We start from the raw sequence: 18,847 nt of genomic DNA, 5'->3' as shown, positions 1-18,847 counted from the left end.
GAGCGCATAAAGAAGCCCTGCCCGGATTACATCCGGACGTAGTCATTTTCGACAAGTTAATACTGAAAAGAACGACATTTATTTCATCAGCCGAAAGTGGCTTACGCGCTCTTACACATTGCGCCTGCAACACCCTCCACATGCGGATATTCATAGGCCGGGCAATAAACGCCCATAAACCTATGAGAGATAAGCAAAATGTTATGGAACAAATCTGAACGCAGCAACAACGTGGACGATCAGCGAAAGCAAAAGGAGCGCCGTAGCGCGACAGGGATAGCCTTGGCCACAGGGCTGATTGCCTCCCTTGCGGTCGCCTACGGAGGGTACTGGGCAGCGCTTGAAACTACCGTCGGTCCTGCGGCGGCGGCCGTAGTCAAGGCGCAGCACGACGCAGAGATCGCCGCCCTTTTAAAAGACGATCCGCATCGCGTATTCATCGAGGCGGTACTGGGAAGTACCGAAGAGGTATGGACTGAGTTTTTCGCCGAGTCAGGTCAGGCATATTCCCCACCGACTCTGGTGTTATACAACGAAAAAAAACCCTCGGCCTGCGGTGTAGTAGACGCGCAAAAGCACGGTGCGGTCTATTGCCCCACTGATCAGCAAATCTATATTGATCTGCGCTGGCTAGATGAACAGACGACAACCCCCTCAACCGTCAACGACTTCGCGCAGGCCTACATCATCGCTCATGAAGTCGGACACCACGTCCAGAACTTTTTGGGAAGCCACAAAAAAATAAATGAGGCTAAAGCGCGCGGGGAGACTGTCGTCGGCGAGAGTGGACTCGATGTGCGCCTGGAATTGCAGGCCGACTGCCTGGCCGGAGTCTGGGCCTTCAACGCTCAGCAGCGTCTGAACTGGCTGGAGCCCGATGATATCGAAGAAGCCTTGGACGCCGCCTTCGACGGCGGTGATGATCTCCTGCTGGATGAGGATGTAGATCCGAACTCGTTTACTCACGGCACCGCCGAGCAAAGGGTGAGCTGGTTCAACACCGGATTCGCGCAGGGCCAGGTTGGCCAGTGCGACACCTTCGCGGCGAAGAATCTGTAAATGCATAAATGGCTTTTGCCACCTGCGTCATGTGGTCGTGAGTGGTTACTCGTGCAACTGGTTCAATGAACAGCGACCCGTGACGTTCAATCACACGCGATTCACGGGTTTCAATCGCTGGAAGTGAAGCACATGAAAAACAGCAGGCCTGACGGCACACCGTTATAGTTCACGTCGGGCACATGATCCTTGACTGGCCATCGAACCGTCGGGGCCGTTCAGGTGTCTGACGACCGGACTGGCGCCGCTCTCGCACACCAGCAACACTCATCACCACGTTTATTCAGAGGATTCCCACATGCTATGGAAAAAAGGCCGACGCAGCGACAACGTCGTCGATGCCCGTGGTGATGATACCGGCGGTGGCGGTGGCGGGATGCGGTTTGGCGGCGGCAAGGGCCTGAGTCTGGGCGCCATCCTGTTGATCGTTGGTATCGGCTGGATCACCGGGCAGGATCCTCTGCAAATTCTCGGTCAGCTCGTCGGGCAATCGGGACAGCAGTCGGCGCCCACCTCGCAAACCCGCCAGGCACCGCCGGCCAACGATGAACAGGCTGAGTTCGTCCGCTCGATCCTCGGCGACACCGAGGACACCTGGGGTTCGATTTTCCAGCAGGCCGGCCGGCAATATAAGGATCCGACCCTGGTGCTGTTCAGCAATCGGGTCAACTCCGCCTGTGGTCTGGCCACTTCCGCCACCGGGCCGTTCTACTGCCCGGCGGATCAGAAGGTCTATCTGGACATGGCGTTTTTCCAGGAAATGTCGCAACGCTTCAAGGCCGCGGGCGACTTTGCCCAGGCCTACGTGATCGCACACGAAGTCGGACATCATGTGCAGACGCTTCTCGGTGTCTCGGCGAAAATTCAGGCAGCCCGCCAGCAAGGTCGGCAGATGGAAGGTGACGGTGGCTTATTGGTACGCCAGGAGTTGCAAGCCGACTGCCTGGCCGGCGTCTGGGCCTACAACGCGCAGAAACGTCTGAACTGGCTGGAACCGGGCGACATCGAAGAAGCCTTGAACGCCGCCAACGCCATCGGTGATGATCGCTTGCAGCAACAGGGTCAGGGCCGTGTGGTGCCAGACTCGTTCACCCACGGTACGTCGGCGCAAAGGGTGCGCTGGTTCAAAACCGGATTCGCGCAGGGCCAGGTCGGCCAGTGCGACACCTTCGCGGCGAAAAACCTGTAAATGCATAAATGGCTTTTGGCTTTACTGATCATTGGCAGCACCGCTCAAGCGGCCGGCGTCGACGCGATCAGTCCCGGGCGCTTGCAACTGAAGGCCGGGGAAATGGCAGTAGGCATCGGCCCGGCGCCTGAAAAAATCGAGCGGGTGCTGATCGTCATTCATGGCCGTTTGCGCAACGCCGAAACCTATCGCAAGAGCGCCGAGAGTGCCGCCGAACTGGCCGGGCAAACCGCGCACACGCTGGTGATCGCGCCGCAGTTTCTCAATGAAAGTGATGTCGCCCTGTACTCGCTTCCCGCAACATTGTTGCGCTGGAAGGGTAACGAGTGGATGGGCGGTGGTTTATCCACAGGGCCGAATCCGTTGAGCTCCTACGCGGCGCTGGATGAAATCGTCGCGCGTGTCACTGACCGCAAGCAGTTTCCGGACGTCAAGCAGATCGTGATTTTCGGCCACTCCGGCGGTGGCCAAGTGGTGCAGCGTTATGCCCTGCTCGCCAAGGATCAACCCGCGCTGAAGGCCAATGGCATCCGCTTGCGTTATGTGGTGGCCAACCCGTCTTCCTACGCTTATTTCAACGAGCAACGGCCGGTGGCGTTCGATCACGCGAAGTGCGTGGGTTTCAATCGCTGGAAGTACGGTCTGTCAGATATGCCGGTGTACGCCGGTGGGCAAACGCCGTTGCAGCTTGAAAGCAGTTACATCAAGCGCGAGGTGATTTATCTGCTTGGGCAGCAGGACATCGACCCGCAACATCCGGCACTGGACAAGGGCTGTGCCGCCGAAGCGCAAGGTGCGTATCGGCTCGAGCGCGGCAAGTTGTACTTCGGCTATTTGCTGCGCCGCCATCCGGAAGGGGTGAATCAGCGGCTGGTGGAAGTGCCCGGGGTCGGGCATAACGGCGATGGGATGCTGACCTCGCCGGAGGGGCAGAAGGCTCTGTTCGAGCAGTAATTTTTGTGGCGACTGTGCGGGCCTTTTCGCGAGCAGGCTCGCTCCCACAATGGATTTACGCATTGCACAAAATCTCTGTGCACAGGAGATCTAATGTAGGAGCGAGCCTGCTCGCGAAGGCGCCCCTTCTGACAACAAAATTCTCAGGCCAAAAGCATCCGCCGTAATTCGAGACAATCCTGCGCATGCCAATCCGTCAGCTCCGGCCACGGATTATCCGGCAGGTTCACCAGCACTGTCCGTGCGCCCGCCGCTCGCCCGCAATCCAGATCAAAGCGGTAATCGCCAACCATCACCATCTCACTGGCCGGCACTTTCCAGGCTTCTGCCAACTTCAGCAATCCACCCGGATGAGGTTTCGGCGGCGCTTCATCGCGGCCCAGCACATCGTCCACCGCAAAGCAGTCAGCGAGGCCGATGGCCTCAAGGGTGACGTGCGCCAGCTCCCGCGCATTGCGCGTCAGAATGCCGAGGCGATACCCGCGCGAATGCAGGTCACGCACCAGTTCCACAGCGCCGGTGGCCGGTTTCGATCCCAGCGCCAGATCGCGCTCATGTTCCAGCAACCAGGCATGTTTCGCCGCGGCTTCATCCGCCGGCAGCGCGGCGAGATGCGTGAGGATGTCGTCCTCGGGCGGGATCGCCAGCGCCACGCGAATCGCCGCAAAATCATGCACGGCGACGGTCAGCGTGCCGTCCATGTCGAACACCCAATGACGAACTTCAGTCAGGCTCATGCCCAATCCTTGCGATGACGGATCAAGCCTTCCTGGGTTACCGAGGCCACCAGTTGTCCGGCACGGTTGTACACGCTGCCACGGGAGAAACCACGAGAGTTGCCGGCCCACGGACTGTCCATCGCGTAGAGCAACCAGTCATCGGCGCGCAGATCGTTGTGGAACCACAACGCGTGATCGAGGCTGGCGACCTGCATGTCTTTCTGCCAGACCGACTTGCCGTGGGGCAGCATCGAAGTGGTCAGCAGACCGAAATCCGAAGCGTAAGCCAGCAGGTATTTGTGCAGTGCCGGAATGTCGGCCAGTGCACCATCGGCGCGGAACCATACGTATTTCACCGGATCCGCTGGCTGCGGGTTGTAGGGGTCTTTTTCGGTGACCGGGCGCACTTCGATCGGTTTCGGGCACAGCAGTTTTTCACGCATGTGCTCCGGGATCAGGTGCGCGCGTTGCTGGGTCAGCTCCAGCTCGGACGGCAGGTTTTCCGGGCCGACCACGACAGGCATCTGGCTCTGATGTTCGAAGCCTTCTTCGTCGTATTGAAACGAAGCGCTGCAGGTGAAGATCGGATGCCCCTTCTGGATCGCCGTCACGCGACGGGTGCTGAAACTGCCGCCGTCGCGCACGCGGTCCACCGAATACACCACCGGCAACTTCGCGTCGCCCGGGCGCAGGAAATAGCCGTGCATGGAATGCACATGGCGGGCTTCCTCAACAGTCTGACTGGCCGCCGATAGCGACTGACCGAGCACCTGACCACCGAACAACTGACGGAACCCCAGGTCCTGGCTGCGGCCACGGAAGAGGTTTTCTTCGATCGGTTCCAGGGTCAGCAAATCGACCAGATCTTCCAACACTTGGCTCATTCAGACTCTCCTCACACAAAGCTATGCCGCGCAGTCTTGGCTGCGGCGGCCGATTCTGGTTCTGGCGCGGGCCAATGATTTGGCGGCCATTGTAAACGTCCGTGTCGGCTTATCCATGCAAGGTTTGCAGCCACTGCTCCCGGGTGATGCGATACAGCACATGTCTTTGTAAAGGATGATCGGCGGCGAGTTTCGGATGATCAAAATCATTGGCCGCATCGTGATGCATGCCGATCGCCTGCATGACTTTTTCCGACGGCAGATTGCTTTGTGCCGTGAAGGCCACGATCTCCTTCAGGGCCAACCGGTCAAACCCGCAGCGCAGAGCGGTCCAGGCCGCTTCGCTGGCGTAGCCGAGGCCCCAATGTTCCTTGGCCAGACGCCAGCCGATTTCCACCGCGGGGGTGAACGGCGCATCGAAACCGACCACGCCCAGGCCGGTGAAACCGATAAATTCGCCGCTGTCCTTGCGCTCCAGTGCCCAGAGGCCGTAACCGTGCTCGGCAAAATGCCCACGTACGCGGCCGATCAACGCAGCGCTTTCCAGTCGACTCAACGGGGCCGGAAAGTAGCGCATCACCTGAGGATCGGCACACATCGCGGCAAATGCCGGCAAATCCTCGTCCTGCCACTGACGCATCAGCAGGCGTGCACTTTCAAGTTCCAGTATTGGCTCCATCGTGCCCCTCCGTTTCCATGCCGCAAGTCTACATCGCTGGTAGGATCCTTCACTCTTTCCTACGTTTCCCACATGAAATCACCATGCCACTGCCGCTGATCTACCACGAAGACTACAGCCCGGAGTTCCCGGCGGATCACCGTTTTCCCATGGACAAGTTCCGCTTGCTGCGCGATCACCTGGTCGACAGCGGCCTGACCAGTGACGCCGAGTTGCTGCGTCCGCAAATCTGTCCCAACGACATCCTCGCCCTCGCCCATGACCGTAGCTATATCGAACGTTACATGAGCGGCGAGTTGTCCCGCGAAGACCAGCGGCGCCTCGGCCTGCCATGGAACGAAGCGTTGGCCCGGCGAACCGTGCGAGCGGTCGGCGGCTCGATACTGGCGGCGGAAAAAGCACTGGAACATGGTCTGGCCTGTCACTTGGCGGGTGGCACTCATCACGCCCATTACGACTACCCGGCCGGTTTTTGCATCTTCAATGACCTGGCGATCATCAGCCACTATCTGCTGCAAAGCGGCCGGGTGAACCGGGTGCTGATCTTCGATTGCGATGTGCATCAGGGCGACGGGACCGCGCGGATCCTCCACGACACCCCTGAAGCGATCACCGTTTCCCTGCACTGCGAGAAGAACTTTCCTGCACGCAAAGCTGAAAGCGACTGGGACATTCCGCTGCCCAAAGGCATGGGCGACACCGAATATTTGCGCGTGGTGGAGGATGCGCTCAACTATTTGCTGCCGCTGTATCAACCGGATCTGGTGCTGTACGACGCCGGCGTCGATGTGCACAAGGACGACGCCCTCGGTTATCTGCAACTGACCGATGAAGGCGTCGCCGCCCGCGATGAAAGTGTGATGCGCCATTGCCTGGGTCGCGACATCCCAGTGGTCGGCGTCATTGGCGGTGGCTACAGCAAGGATCGCCGCGCCCTCGCCCGCCGCCACGGCATTCTCCATCACAGCGCGCAGCGGGTCTGGCAGTCACACGGTTGTCATTGAGTTGTGCTGCGTTACCCACAATCGCTGTGGAACGGCCTGTGGATAACCTGAGCGAAAGGGACTACAGCCCATGCTGGCTATGGCGTACAGAACTATGGTTAATATTTAACCAACTCTGTGTAGGAGCTGCCGCAGGCTGCGATCTTTTGATTGGCTGCTAAAAATCAACAGCAAAAGTTCGCAGCCTGCGGCAGCTCCTACAGGAATCCCGGCTGTTAGAATGCGCGCCTTATCCCGCCAGACCGCAGCGCACGCCATGACCCAGACTCCCGCCTCCCTCCCCGCTCACATCGCCATCATCGGCGGTGGCCCCGCCGGCCTGATGGCCGCCGAAGTGCTGAGTCAGGCCGGAGTGCGTGTCGACCTCTACGACGGCATGCCCTCGGTGGGCCGCAAGTTCCTGCTGGCCGGCGTCGGCGGCATGAATATCACCCACTCCGAACCTTATCCGGCCTTCCTCTCGCGCTATGCCGAACGCGCCCCGCACATCGCTCCGCTGCTGCGCGGCTTCGATGCCGACGCACTGTGCCGCTGGATTCACGACCTGGGCATTGAAACTTTTATCGGTAGCTCGGGCCGTGTATTCCCCACCGACATGAAAGCCGCCCCGCTCCTGCGTGCCTGGCTCAAGCGCCTGCGCGACAGTGGCGTAGTTATCCACACCCGCCATCGCTGGCTCGGTTGGAATCAACAGGGTGCGTTGCGCATCGCCAGCCCCGACGGCGAAATAACCCTCAAACCGGACGCCACTCTGCTCGCCCTTGGCGGCGGCAGTTGGTCGCGACTGGGTTCCGACGGCGCGTGGATGCTGCCACTGGAACAGCGCGGTGTAGGACTGGCGCCGTTGCAGCCGAGCAATTGTGGCTTCGAGGTGCAAGCCTGGAGCGAACACCTCGTCAGCAAATTCGCCGGGGCGCCGCTGAAAAACATCGCCATTGGTTTGAACGACGACATCCCGCGTCTGGGCGAATGCGTCATCACCGCGACAGGGATTGAAGGAAGTTTGATCTACGCGCTGTCGGCGCCGATTCGGGAGGCGATCAATGTGCATGGCTCAGCCACTGTCCACATCGATCTGCTGCCGGGCCGGCCTGTGGATAAATTGCAGGCTGCGTTGAGCAAACCGCGTGGTTCGCGCTCAATGGCCAAGCATCTGCACAGTCAGGTCGGGATTGATGGGGTGAAAGCCGCGTTGTTGCGGGAGTTGACCGACGCGGCGACCTTCACCGATCCAGCGCTGTTGGCCCGGGCAATCAAGGCGTTGCCGCTGACATTGATCAAAACCCGGCCGCTGGACGAAGCGATCAGCAGCGCCGGTGGCGTGATGTTCGAAGCAATGGATGAGCGATTGATGCTCAAAGCGTTGCCGGGGGTGTTCTGTGCGGGGGAAATGCTGGATTGGGAAGCGCCGACCGGGGGATATCTGCTGACGGGATGTTTTGCCAGTGGCCGGGCTGCGGGTTTTGGGATGCTGGAGTGGTTGCGCAAGGACTGAAGACCGCGTTGCGCCCTTCGCGAGCAGGCTCACTCCTACAGGGAAATTCGTTCCAATGTAGGTGTGAGCCTGCTCGCGATAGCGGCCTTACAGGTGCAGCGAATATTAAGGTTTACGCTTGCGCGGCCCGGTGTTGAATACCGGCACCTTGCGCACTGGCTTGATCGAAGGCTCCGGCGCCTGGGTCTCGCCGCTGTCGACCCACTTACCGAGATTGCGCTTGCCGCCACCGCCAGAGGTTTTGGGCTTTTTCGGCTTCTTCGGCTTTTTGATTACCTGACCGCTGGCATCGGTGTCCGGCACACGGTGCTCAGGTTCGAAATCCGGCTCGTTCTGGCGCTTCAGGGTCTGACGCGTGAGCATTTCAATCGCCGACAACATGTTCACCTCATCGGCACACACCAGCGAAATCGCCTCGCCGGTTGCGCCCGCACGACCGGTACGGCCGATCCGGTGAATGTAATCCTCGGCCACGATTGGCAGATCGAAGTTGACCACCAACGGCAGGTCTTCGATGTCCAGACCACGGGCGGCAACGTCAGTCGCGACCAGAATCTGCACTTCGCTGAGCTTGAAACGATCCAGTGCACGCTGACGCGTCGCCTGCGGCTTGTCGCCGTGGATGCCATCGGCGTTCACGCCAAGGCCCTGAAGTTTTTCCACCAGTGCATCGACGCCATTGCGAGTCTTGGCGAACACCAGTACCTGCTTCCACTTGTTCTTGCGCATCAGGTGCACGAACAATTCGGCCTTGCGCTTCTTGTCCACCGTCACCACCCATTGCTTGACGGTGTTGGCGGCGACGTTGCGCGGGCTGACTTCAATGCTCAGCGGATCGTTGAGCATCTGTCCGGCCAGCAGGCGGATGTCGTCGGAGAAGGTCGCGGAGAACAGCAGGGTCTGGCGTTTTTTCGGCAGCATGCGGTAAATGTTCGCCAGCTCTTCGGAGAAACCGAGGTCGAGCATACGATCGGCTTCATCCAGCACCAGAGTTTGCAACTGATCGAGTTTCAGCGCGTTCTGGCGGAACAGGTCGATCAGGCGACCAGGCGTGGCAACCAGCACATCAACGCCGCCGCGCAGTTTCATCATTTGCGGGTTGATGCTGACGCCGCCGTACACCGCATAAGTACGCAGTGGCAGGTTTTCGGCGTACTGGCGCACGGATTCATGAACCTGCTCGGCCAACTCGCGGGTCGGCACCAGAATCAGCGCACGCGCCGAGTTGGCGGTGACTTTCGGCCCTTCCATGGCCAGCAACTGTAGGAGCGGCAAAGCGAAACCGGCGGTCTTGCCGGTGCCGGTCTGGGCCGCTGCCATCAGGTCACGACCGGCCAGAACGGCCGGAATGGCTTGCGCCTGAACCGGCGTCGGGGTCTGGTAGCCGAGCTTCTCGAGGGAGCGCAGCAAGGGTTCGATCAGGCCAAGGGAGGCGAAAGTCATGGGAGTACCGTAGGAAAAATCAGCGCGGTTGCGCAAAACAAGGATGCAATTGCGCGCAGTTTACCCTAATTCACCCGCTGTTCTTCGTGAACGGCTGTCGGCGCCACGACCGGCGGCTGTGCTGGCCGACGCCACTGCGGCAAGCCAATCAACACCACAGCGCTGATGATTACCAGCATCGCCAGTGCTTCTTCGATCCCGATGGTCTCACCGACAAACACAATCCCCAGCAACACCGCCACCGCCGGGTTGACGTAGGCGTAACTGGTCGCCGCTGCCGGACGCACATGCTTGAGCAGATACATGTAGGAATTGAAGGCGATGATCGAGCCGAAAAAGATCAGATACGCCAACGCCAGCCAGCCTTCAACGGGCGGCACCGCTTGCAGGCGTTCGCCACTCACCGCGCTGCCGATCAGCAGGACCACCCCTCCGACCAGCATTTCCACGGCGCTGGCCATCGCGCCCTGCGGCAACGGCAGATGCTTGCTCCACACCGAACCGAAGGCCCAGGTCGCCGCCGCGAAAATCAGCAACGCCGCACCCATCGGACTCGATTGCAGGTTGGAGCCCATGTTGAGCATGGCGATGCCAATGATCCCCAACGCCACCCCGGCCCATTCGAGGCGGGTATTGCGCGCGCCCCAGAAATATCCACAGAGCAAAGTGAACAGCGGCACCGTCGCCACCGCCAATGCCGCAACGCCGGAGGCCACCCCGGTGTGCTCGGCAACACTGACCGCGCCGTTACCGAAGCTGAGCAGCAAAATGCCGATGATCCCCGCCGCTTTCCACTGCGCCCAGGTCGGTGCCGGTGCCCCACGCCAGCGCAGGAAGGCGTACATCAACGTCCCCGCGATGACAAAACGCACGCCGCCGAGCATCAGCGGCGGCCAGTATTCAACGCCGATGCGAATCACCAGATAGGTCGATCCCCAAATCACATACAACGCAAAAAACGCGGCGATCAGAGGCAAGGAAAAACGGCGCAAGGCAGGCATGGGCAGCTCGAACGTCAGAGTCAGGAGATTGGTTATTCTAGAAAGGCACGCAGGCAAAAATAAGTTACAAAACCTGTTTATCGCGCCGGTACACTTTTGAAAACACGGAGATCGGCGGGATAAGCCGCGATTTCGAAAGTCTGGCATTTTCAGGAGTCCGGCCTTGGACAAATACGACCGCATGCTGCTCAGTGCCCTGCTCGAAAACGGTCGCGCGTCCTACGCTGATCTGGCACGCAAAGTGAACCTCTCCGCCCCAGCCGTCGCCGAGCGCGTGGCCAAGCTTGAGGCATCCGGGGTGATCACCGGGTATGAGGCGAAAATCGACCTGTCGAAAATCGGTCTGCCGATCCAGTGCGTGATTGAACTGCGCCTGCATCAGAACGGTAGCCAGAAGGTCTACGACGAACTGGTGAAAATCCCGCAACTGACCGAGTGCTTCCGGGTCACAGGCGATCCGTGCGTGATCATGAAGGGCGCGGTGGGTTCGATGCCGGAACTGGAGGAGTTGATCAACCGAGTGGCGAAGTTCGGCTTCAGCAAGACGTCGATTGTGCTGTCCAGCGCCATCGAAAAGCGCGTGCCGTTAGGCCAGATCGAAAGCAACGGCAAATAGATCGAACCAACACAAATCCAACGCAGGAGTGAGCCTGCTCGCGATAGCGGTGTGCCAGTCACCGATGATGTCGAGTGACAGACCGCTTTCGCGAGCAGGCTCACTCCTACAAGGGTTCTGTGTGGGGTGCGTGATCAGCGATAGCGCTGCAGGTGTTCGCTGACTTTGGCGGCGGGGACTTTCTGCAGTTTGCACAGCAGGTCGTGCGATAGCTCGCGCACGCCATGCTTGTGGCGTAACTCTTCAGCCAGATGCGCCATCAGGTTGGCCGCCATCTCGGCGTCGGCCATGGCCCGGTGAGCCTGGCCGGTGTGCGGCAAGCGCGCGAAGGTGGTGAGGGTGCCGAGTTTGTGGTTCGGCGCTGCTGGCATCAAGCGCCGGGCCAGCAGCAACGAACAGGCAAAGTTCTGCAAGCGCGTGCGCTTGATCCGCCCCAGTTCGAAGTCCCAGAATTTCTGGTCGAACGAGGCGTTGTGCGCGACCAGTGGCGTGCAGCCGACGAATTCGTTGATCTCGTTCATCACCTGTTCAGCCGACGGCGCGGTGCGCAGCATGGCGTTGCTGATGCCGGTCAGTTGCTCGATGAAGGCCGGGACGCGCACGCCGGCGTTCATCAGGCTCTGGTAGCGCTCGACGATGCGACCGTTTTCCAGCATGACCACGGCGATTTCCGTGGCGCGACAGCTGCTGTTCGGCGACAGGCCGGTGGTTTCAAAGTCGATGACTGCAATGCGTTCCAAACCGGGTTCAACTCCGTACAAATTCTTCAATAACTGCTTAATTCTTCAGCAGCAGCGCGCCTTCGATCGGCACGTAACGGCTGGCGGCGCGGATCAGCGAGTTGGCGGTCAGGCCGGGCACACCGTAGGCCACCGCTTGCACACCGTGTTTGCTGATGATGCGTTCGAGCAGCATGTCGAAATCGCCGTCACCGGAAGCCAGGACGATTTCGTCGACATGGTCGGCAGCGTCCATGATGTCGAGGGTGATGCCCACGTCCCAGTCGCCCTTGGCCGAGCCGTCGCTGCGCTGGATGTAAGGCTTGAGCTTCACGGTGAAGCCGAGGTTGCGCAGGATCTGCTGGAACTGCTGCTGTTTGCTGTCGCCACGGTCGATGGCGTAGGCGTACGCCTCGACGATCTGCCCGTCCTTGCTGATGTCGGCCCACAGCGCGGCGTAGTTGAAGTGGCAACCATAGGCCTGACGCACGGTGTAGTAGAGGTTCTGCACGTCGGCGAACACTGCGATTTTTTTCACCGGAGTTCCTGTGAGCGCGCAAGCGCCCGAAGCGGGATCAGGCGCCAGGCCCGAAAAAGGCGCCCAGTATGCCAGCCAAGAGGAAGTTTCAGCGAATAAACACCGGCAGGCGCCGAAGTGCTACTGACGAATGGTGAATGTGGTGAGGGGATTTATCCCCGATGGACTGCGTAGCAGTCCCATCTTTGGGGCCGCTGCGCTGCCCATCGGGGATGAATCCCCTCACCACAGGTTTGGTATCAAACCTGAGAAATGTGGGGGTCAGACGAAGGAATCGTCGTCATCGAAGAACGATGAGTTGTCATCGCTGTAGTCGGTATCGGTGAATCCACCCTGGTCATTGCCGGCCATGCGCTGATCGTTGCCCCAGTCGTTGTTGCTCTGGTCGGCAACCTGCGCCGGCTCTTCCTTGATCACCTCAACAATTTCTTCCGGCTGCTGATTGTGATGAAACAGGCTGCTGATGCCCTGCGCCAGCATCACACCACCGGCCACACCCGCGGCGGTTTTCAATGCGCCGCCGAGGAAACTGCTGCCTGCCGCCGGGGCCGCTTGCTGCGCGTAGTTTGGTGGCGGTGCGCTGAAATTCTGTTGCGGGGCCGGATTCCCAAAATTCTGCTGCGGCGCTGGCTCACGCCAACCGCCCGTGGACGCCGGGGCGCTCTGGGTCGGCGCCGGACGTGGGCTGCCACCAAAGATGCTCGACAGGAAACCACCGCCGCCGCTTGGCGCCGGTGGCGCACTCTGCGCCTTGGCCGATTGCAGTTCGGCCTGCAAACGCTGGACTTGTTGGGTCAGTTGCTTGTTTTGCTCGTCGAGGCTCTTGAGCGCAGCCTCTTGCACCAGAATCGCCTGGGTCATGAAATAACCTGCCGCCGGCTGGCGTGTCAGGTGTTCCTTGATCCGCGCCTCGGCCTGGGCGTCACGCGGGGCTGCCTCCGTTTCGGCCTGTTGCAGCCGGGAAAACAGTCCATCGATCAGGGTTTGCTCTTCGCTGTTCATGGCGACCTCGTAGATTGCCGGGGATAACGTTGCCCTCGCCCACTGTGGACAAGGTGCTCTCCTGTAATGGAGACAGTGACAGGATGTTTCAACGACCTTTACCGAATGTTTACGTTTGTGTCCGTCCGCGCATCATCGGTTAAAGTGAGCCACTGTTTTCGACCTGCGATACCGACTGATGAATGCCTTCGAAGTGCTGCGCGACTCTCTGTATTTTTTCAAACGCCATTTGGCCAGCATCGTGCAGCTGTGCCTGCCGCTGGTGATCGTCGAAGCGCTGCTGCAACAAGTGGTCGATCGCGCCAGCGATCCGGACAGCTTCTCGGCTTACAGCATCATTGTCGGGCTGCTGGTCTATCCGTTGTACACCGCCGCACTGATCCTGTTTCTCGATGCCCGTACCCGTGGCGAAGCGCCGCGCACCCTCGACCTGCTGGCCATGTCCGCCCGGTTATGGCCGCGTTTCGCTCTGCTCACGGCGCTCAACACGTTGCTGATTCTGCTGGGGCTTTCGCTGTATTTCCTGCCGGGCCTGATCCTGATGGTGATGCTGGCGTTCGGCGAGTACCTGCTGGTGCTGCGTGGCCTCAACCCATTGCACGCGATGAAAGAAAGCCTGCGCCTGACCCGTGGGCATTTCTGGCGAATCCTGCTGTGCATTCTCTGTGTGATGGGGCCGTTGTGGCTGCTCAAGGGTTTGACCCTGCAGGTCTATCCCGACCCGCAGAACCCGGCGCTTGCCGTACTGATCGACAGTGCGCACAGTTTCCTGCAACTGTTCACCAGCGTGGTGTTGTTCCGGCTGTTCATGCTGATCAGTGAACTGCCTGACAAGCGCGACAGTTCGGTCTGACTGCTTTGCTCTTGGGCGATGGCGGCGCACTCGGGTATGCTCGGGGCCACTTTTTGTAACGCTATAAGTCGAGCCATGACCCGCCTACTGCGCTACACCCTGCTCCTCATTGTGCTCGCCATCGTTCTGGTGGGCGGGCTCATCTTCGGCCTGACCTGGCGCCCCGACGCCCGGGAAACCCTGCCGGTCAGCTGTACCGGAACCCCGCCGATGCTGGTGCCCGGGCAGGCGCTGAAAGTCATGACGTGGAACGTGCAGTACCTCGCCGGCAAGCGTTACGTGTTCTGGAACGACCTGGCTCAGGGCGAGGATGAAGCGCCAACGCTGGAAGACATGGCCTTCAGCCTCGATGAAGTGGCACGGGTGATCCGCGACGAGCAGCCCGATGTGGTCTTGTTGCAGGAACTGGATGATGGCGCCAAGGCCAGCGACTATCAGGACCAGCTCAAACTGTTGCAGGAACGCGTGGCCGATCTGTATCCGTGCAGCGCCAGCGCGTTTGACTGGAAAGCCGATTTCGTCCCTGAACCGCATATCTTCGGCAGCGTTGGCCGACAACTGGCGACACTCAGCCGCTACCGCATCGAGCATGCCGAACGCCTGCAACTGCCAGTGGCATCGGCCAATTTCATCAACGGTCAGTTCCAGCCGAAAGATGCGCTGCTGGCGACCAAACTGCCGCTCAGCGACGGCGGGCAACTCACCGTATTCAACACCCATCTTGAGCGCGCCCGCCAACCGGACGACACCTTGCAGGCGCAAGTGACCGCAGTGGCCAAAGTGCTCGACAAGTATGAAAGCCAGGGCTTGCCGTGGCTGATCGGTGGCGATTTCAATCTGTTGCCGCTCGGCCAGTATCGTCGCTTGCCTGCCGAACAGCGCCGGCCGTACTCCGCCGACAGCGAGTTGCACCTGCTGTGGGACAAATACCCGATGATCCCGACCAACAACGAAGCCAGCGGCATCGACCGTGCGCAGTGGCTGACCCACTACCCCAACGACCCCGGCCTCAACGGCCCGGATCGCACGGTCGACTATCTTTTCTACAGCCCGAAGATCAAGCGGATCGAGGCGACGGTGCGTCAGGACGATACGTTGCGCATCTCCGATCACCTGCCAGTGATCGCCCGCTTCCTGCTTCCCGCCGCGCCTTGAGCCTGGTTTTCCTCATAACCTTCAATACAACAATGCCCCTGTAGGAGCTGCCGAAGGCTGCGATCTCTTGATCTTAAAAAACAAGATCAAAAGATCGCAGCCTTCGGCAGCTCCTACAGGGGTATTGCGTGATCAGTGCACTTCTTCCAGATCGTCGTGCAGCAGGCCGAAGATCTGCCGTTTCATGTCGATGAATGAGCGTTCCATGACCATGTCCAGCGAGCGCGGACGCTCGATCGGTACGTCGAGAATCTGCTTGATCCGCCCCGGCTTGGCGCCCATCACATAGACCCGGTCACCGAGCAGAATCGCTTCGTCGATGTCGTGGGTGACGAACAGCACGGTTTTTTTGCTGTTGCCCCACACCCGCAGCAACAACTGCTGCATCTGCAAACGCGTTTGGCTATCCAGCGCACCGAACGGTTCGTCCATCAGCAAAATCTGCGGATCATTGGCCAGCGCCCGCGCAATCGCCACGCGCTGCATCATCCCGCCCGAGAGCTGTTTGGCGTAGCTGTCGGCGAACCCGGCGAGGCCGACTTCGTTGACGTAGTAATCGACAATCTCTTTGCGCCGCGCCGCCGGCAGGCCACGACGCTTGAGGCCGAACTCGACGTTCTGTCGTACCGTCAGCCACGGGAACAACGTATAGCTCTGAAAGACCATGCCGCGATCCGCGCCGGGACCTTGCACCTGCTGGCCGCCGACGTAGATCTCGCCGGAGGTGGGTTCGGCCAGGCCAGCGGTCAAGTACAACAGGCTCGACTTGCCGCAACCCGACGGCCCGACCAGCACGGCGAACTGCTGATCCGGCACTTCGAATGAAACCTCTTCCAGCGCGGTAAACGTTCCGCCATCGGGCTTCTTGTAGCGCAGGCTGACCTTGTCCACCTGCAAGCGTGGCGCGGCCTGCACCGGTGCCGCGACCGGTTCGATAAAACGATGATTGGCAGCAGTCACTGAGCCCATGCGGCAACCCTCAAGCGGAGAAAACGGAACAGTTGATCAGTCACCAGACCGAGCAGGCCGATGATCGCGATGGCGAGGAAAATCACGTCAACCTGAAAGCCGCGCATGGCTTTCAGACTCAAATAGCCGAGGCCACTGGACGCCGCGACCAGTTCGGCCACCACCAGATAGGTCCAGGCCCAGCCCATGGTTACCCGCAAAGTGTCGAGCACGCCGGGCACCGAGGCCGGGGCGATCACATGCAACACCGCATCACGGCGGTTGGAACCCAAGGTGTAGGAGGCGTTGATCAAGTCCTTGGAAATACCTTTCGACACATCGGCAATCATCACCAGTTGCTGGAAGAACACACCGAAGATAATCACCGACACCCGCTGTTCCAGACCGATGCCGATCCACAGGATGAACAGCGGCACGAACGAGGTCACCGGCAGATAACGAATGAAGTTCACCAGCGGTTCCAGAAACGCCTGGACGATGCGGAAGCTGCCCATCAGTAATCCCAACGGTACCGCCACCAGCGACGACACAATGAAGCCGACCATCACCACTTCGACACTGGCCCAGACATGCGTGCCAAGGGTGCCGTCGCGGCTCAACCGCACGGCCGCTTCGACCACCGCGCCCGGCGTAGGCAAGAACATCCCCGGCACGATGCCGCCGTAGGACAACCCGGCCCACAGACCGACCAACAACACCCAGGCCAGACCGCTGGCGCTCCACACCACGGGTACCGGCAAAGCGGTTTTCGGCGTGAGGCTGCGGCTCAGCCACGAATTGCGCTTGAACATTGCAGACCTCCTAGAGCGGGCTGACGAAACGGTTGTCGACCAACTCGTCATGACTGACGTTGTAGGGTTTGCCTTGCAACTCGCTGGCGGTTTCGTTGGCCAGTTTGATCAACGCGGCGCTGTCACCCGGCTGGCCCGGTGCGCCGAGGAGCTTCTCGCTCATGGCCTGATCGTAGAAGCGCACGCCTTGCGCGGCGGCAGCCAGTTCCTTCGGATCGGACAGGTAACCGCCGACGCCTTTGGCCATGATTTTGTAAGCGTCTTCCGGGTGATCCTTGGTGTATTGCACGGCTTTGTACAAACCGGCGACCAGCGCCTTGACGTCCTCCGGCTGTTTTTCGATGACGCTGCAGTTGAGCGCCACCACATCGACGATCACTCCGGGCGTGGTGCTGCTGTCGATCAACACCTTGCCTTGCTGCTTGTCGCGGACCATCGACAGATGCGGTTCCCAAGTCACCGCAGCGGGCACGCGACCGGCGATGAACGCGGTGGCGGCATCGTCAGCGGTCATGTTCTGCACGGTGATGTCGCTCATTTTCATGCCGTTCTTTTTCAGCAGATACGAGAGCCAGAACTGCGAGGTCGAGCCTTCGTTCACCGCGACGGATTTGCCCTTGAGTTCTTGCAGGCTTTGCACATCCTTGCCGACCAGCACGCCGTCGCCGCCATGGCTGTCATCCAGTGCCGCGACCGCCTTGAAGCAGAATTGCGGCCGGTACTTGAGCACTTCGTCGATGGTCGACGCCGAGCCCGAGAGTTGCCCGGACGCCTGCGCGGCCATGTACATCGAGGCTTCTTCAACCACGGGCAATTCGACGGTCAGACCTTTTTCCTTGAAATAGCCCAGGTCCTGAGCCAGATAAAGCGTGCCGTAACCGACCCACGTGGTGTGGCCGATGGACAGGGTGCCGGCCTGGGCGCTGGTCGCGACCGTGGCGGCAAGGGCGGTGATCGCCAGAGGATGAGCGAGACGGATACACAAGGACTTGATCATGGAGCACTCCCGACGCTGTTGATTTAGTTTTGTCATGGGCAGTACGGCCAGCGCCAAATGATGTGAATCCACGCTGCGGTCTCTGCTGGACTCTGGCGTGAAAGGCTTGGGCTGGCGAGATCGATGGTGGCCCATGTGCGCGGTGAGGAAAATCAGGAAATTGTTGGCTGCGAACAATGAAAAAACTGCTTAGGGCGCACCGCAAAAGAGCGGGGCTTGCGCGGATGTTCGAGGTCGGTGCAAGTCGGGGATTTTCTGTGACAGAAAGAATGCCATCGCTGGCAAGCCAGCTCCCACAGGGATCTCGGGCGTGCCCGGATTTTGTGAGCACCACTGAATACTGTAGGAGCGAGCCTGCTCGCGATGGCGCCCCGTCGGCCGATATCTTTGCTGCCTGACCCACCGCTATCGCGAGCAGGCTCACTCCTACAAGGATCTAAGGTGTGCCCGGATTTTGTGAGCACCACTGAAACCTGTGGGAGCTGGCTTGCCAGCGATGGCGTCCGGTCAGTCGACATCTTTGCTGCCTGACCCACCGCTATCGCGAGCAGGCTCACTCCTACAAGGATCTAAGGTGTGCCCGGATTTTGTGAGCACCGCTGAATACTGTAGGAGTGAGCCTGCTCGCGATGGCGTCCGGTCAGTCGACATCTTTGCTGCCTGACCCACCGCTATCGCGAGCAGGCTCACTCCTACAAGGATCTAAGGTGTGCCCGGATTTTGTGAGCACCACTGAAACCTGTGGGAGCTGGCTTGCCAGCGATGGCGTCCGGTCAGTCG

The 18,847-nt window shown here is 60.1% G+C and carries 19 protein-coding genes; 8 read left to right on the top strand and 11 right to left on the bottom strand.

The annotated features are described in order from the left end of the window. The first annotated feature begins 198 nt into the window (after nt 1-198). The 3 genes from JFT86_RS10855 to JFT86_RS10845 all read left to right on the top strand — a co-directional run bounded on the left by JFT86_RS10855 (nt 199) and on the right by JFT86_RS10845 (nt 3,202). Nucleotides 199-1,059, top strand: a complete 861-nt coding sequence (locus tag JFT86_RS10855; RefSeq protein ID WP_201231406.1) for a neutral zinc metallopeptidase — start codon at nt 199-201, stop codon at nt 1,057-1,059. Nucleotides 1,060-1,357: 298 nt separating this feature from the next. Next, nucleotides 1,358-2,248 carry a neutral zinc metallopeptidase gene (locus tag JFT86_RS10850; protein WP_201236705.1) on the top strand — a complete coding sequence of 297 codons (891 nt, stop codon included), beginning with the start codon at nt 1,358-1,360 and terminating at the stop codon, nt 2,246-2,248. Next, a complete protein-coding gene (locus JFT86_RS10845; protein ID WP_201236704.1) occupies nt 2,249-3,202 on the top strand; it encodes an alpha/beta fold hydrolase in 954 nt (317 codons plus the stop codon). Between the two features lie 143 nt (nt 3,203-3,345). Here JFT86_RS10845 and JFT86_RS10840 read toward each other — a convergent pair whose 3' ends face one another. The 3 genes from JFT86_RS10840 to JFT86_RS10830 form a co-directional block, all read right to left on the bottom strand. After that, nucleotides 3,346-3,939, bottom strand: a complete 594-nt coding sequence (locus JFT86_RS10840) for an HAD family hydrolase (RefSeq protein ID WP_201236703.1) — start codon at nt 3,937-3,939, stop codon at nt 3,346-3,348. Continuing rightward, the gene (gene tesB, locus JFT86_RS10835; protein ID WP_064589320.1) at nt 3,936-4,805 is read right to left on the bottom strand and encodes an acyl-CoA thioesterase II; all 870 of its coding nucleotides are present in this window, start codon (nt 4,803-4,805) and stop codon (nt 3,936-3,938) included. The genes JFT86_RS10840 and tesB overlap by 4 nt, the downstream gene beginning before the upstream one ends. A gap of 109 nt (nt 4,806-4,914) precedes the next feature. Continuing rightward, entirely contained in the window at nt 4,915-5,484 is a 570-nt protein-coding gene (locus tag JFT86_RS10830; RefSeq protein ID WP_201236702.1) for a GNAT family N-acetyltransferase, read from the bottom strand. A gap of 83 nt (nt 5,485-5,567) precedes the next feature. On the opposite strand from JFT86_RS10830, the gene JFT86_RS10825 reads away from it, so the two are divergent. Then, nucleotides 5,568-6,488 (top strand): histone deacetylase, encoded by a 921-nt coding sequence (locus tag JFT86_RS10825; RefSeq protein ID WP_201236701.1) that lies wholly within the window; start codon nt 5,568-5,570, stop codon nt 6,486-6,488. Nucleotides 6,489-6,744: 256 nt separating this feature from the next. Further along, nucleotides 6,745-7,983 (top strand): TIGR03862 family flavoprotein, encoded by a 1,239-nt coding sequence (locus JFT86_RS10820; RefSeq protein ID WP_201238584.1) that lies wholly within the window; start codon nt 6,745-6,747, stop codon nt 7,981-7,983. A 105-nt stretch (nt 7,984-8,088) separates the two neighbouring features. Here JFT86_RS10820 and JFT86_RS10815 read toward each other — a convergent pair whose 3' ends face one another. Continuing rightward, nucleotides 8,089-9,426: a DEAD/DEAH box helicase gene (locus JFT86_RS10815; protein ID WP_201236700.1), complete on the bottom strand. Its 1,338-nt coding sequence runs from the start codon at nt 9,424-9,426 to the stop codon at nt 8,089-8,091. A 65-nt stretch (nt 9,427-9,491) separates the two neighbouring features. Continuing rightward, nucleotides 9,492-10,427, bottom strand: a complete 936-nt coding sequence (gene yedA, locus JFT86_RS10810; RefSeq protein ID WP_201236699.1) for a drug/metabolite exporter YedA — start codon at nt 10,425-10,427, stop codon at nt 9,492-9,494. 163 nt (nt 10,428-10,590) lie between these two features. Between yedA and JFT86_RS10805 the strand changes: the two genes are divergently transcribed. Next, nucleotides 10,591-11,043 carry an Lrp/AsnC family transcriptional regulator gene (locus JFT86_RS10805; protein WP_201236698.1) on the top strand — a complete coding sequence of 151 codons (453 nt, stop codon included), beginning with the start codon at nt 10,591-10,593 and terminating at the stop codon, nt 11,041-11,043. 134 nt (nt 11,044-11,177) lie between these two features. Here JFT86_RS10805 and JFT86_RS10800 read toward each other — a convergent pair whose 3' ends face one another. The 3 genes from JFT86_RS10800 to JFT86_RS10790 all read right to left on the bottom strand — a co-directional run bounded on the left by JFT86_RS10800 (nt 11,178) and on the right by JFT86_RS10790 (nt 13,302). Beyond that, nucleotides 11,178-11,783, bottom strand: coding sequence for a 3'-5' exonuclease (locus JFT86_RS10800; protein ID WP_201236697.1), 606 nt, complete (start codon nt 11,781-11,783; stop codon nt 11,178-11,180). A gap of 37 nt (nt 11,784-11,820) precedes the next feature. Then, a complete protein-coding gene (locus tag JFT86_RS10795) occupies nt 11,821-12,300 on the bottom strand; it encodes an NYN domain-containing protein (RefSeq protein ID WP_007949802.1) in 480 nt (159 codons plus the stop codon). Between the two features lie 261 nt (nt 12,301-12,561). Then, the gene (locus tag JFT86_RS10790; RefSeq protein WP_201236696.1) at nt 12,562-13,302 is read right to left on the bottom strand and encodes a DUF2076 domain-containing protein; all 741 of its coding nucleotides are present in this window, start codon (nt 13,300-13,302) and stop codon (nt 12,562-12,564) included. Nucleotides 13,303-13,480: 178 nt separating this feature from the next. Here JFT86_RS10790 and JFT86_RS10785 point away from each other — a divergent pair, with 178 nt between their 5' ends. Further along, nucleotides 13,481-14,155 carry a YciC family protein gene (locus JFT86_RS10785; RefSeq protein ID WP_201236695.1) on the top strand — a complete coding sequence of 225 codons (675 nt, stop codon included), beginning with the start codon at nt 13,481-13,483 and terminating at the stop codon, nt 14,153-14,155. Between the two features lie 75 nt (nt 14,156-14,230). Further along, entirely contained in the window at nt 14,231-15,310 is a 1,080-nt protein-coding gene (locus JFT86_RS10780) for an endonuclease/exonuclease/phosphatase family protein (RefSeq protein ID WP_201236694.1), read from the top strand. Nucleotides 15,311-15,442: 132 nt separating this feature from the next. On the opposite strand, the gene JFT86_RS10775 is transcribed toward JFT86_RS10780, so the two are convergent. From JFT86_RS10775 to JFT86_RS10765, 3 genes are read right to left on the bottom strand one after another with little or no spacing between them, the layout of a single operon-like run. Further along, entirely contained in the window at nt 15,443-16,279 is an 837-nt protein-coding gene (locus tag JFT86_RS10775) for an ABC transporter ATP-binding protein (RefSeq protein WP_201231417.1), read from the bottom strand. After that, nucleotides 16,267-17,070, bottom strand: a complete 804-nt coding sequence (locus JFT86_RS10770; protein ID WP_103303657.1) for an ABC transporter permease — start codon at nt 17,068-17,070, stop codon at nt 16,267-16,269. The genes JFT86_RS10775 and JFT86_RS10770 overlap by 13 nt, the downstream gene beginning before the upstream one ends. Nucleotides 17,071-17,080: 10 nt before the next feature. Beyond that, nucleotides 17,081-18,067 (bottom strand): ABC transporter substrate-binding protein, encoded by a 987-nt coding sequence (locus tag JFT86_RS10765; RefSeq protein ID WP_201231418.1) that lies wholly within the window; start codon nt 18,065-18,067, stop codon nt 17,081-17,083. Nucleotides 18,068-18,847: the final 780 nt, after the last annotated feature.

It is taken from the genome of Pseudomonas sp. TH06 (genome assembly GCF_016651305.1).
GTDB lineage: Bacteria > Pseudomonadota > Gammaproteobacteria > Pseudomonadales > Pseudomonadaceae > Aquipseudomonas.
Note: the sequence above shows the minus strand (reverse complement) of the source record. Positions and strands in the feature narration are given on the sequence as shown.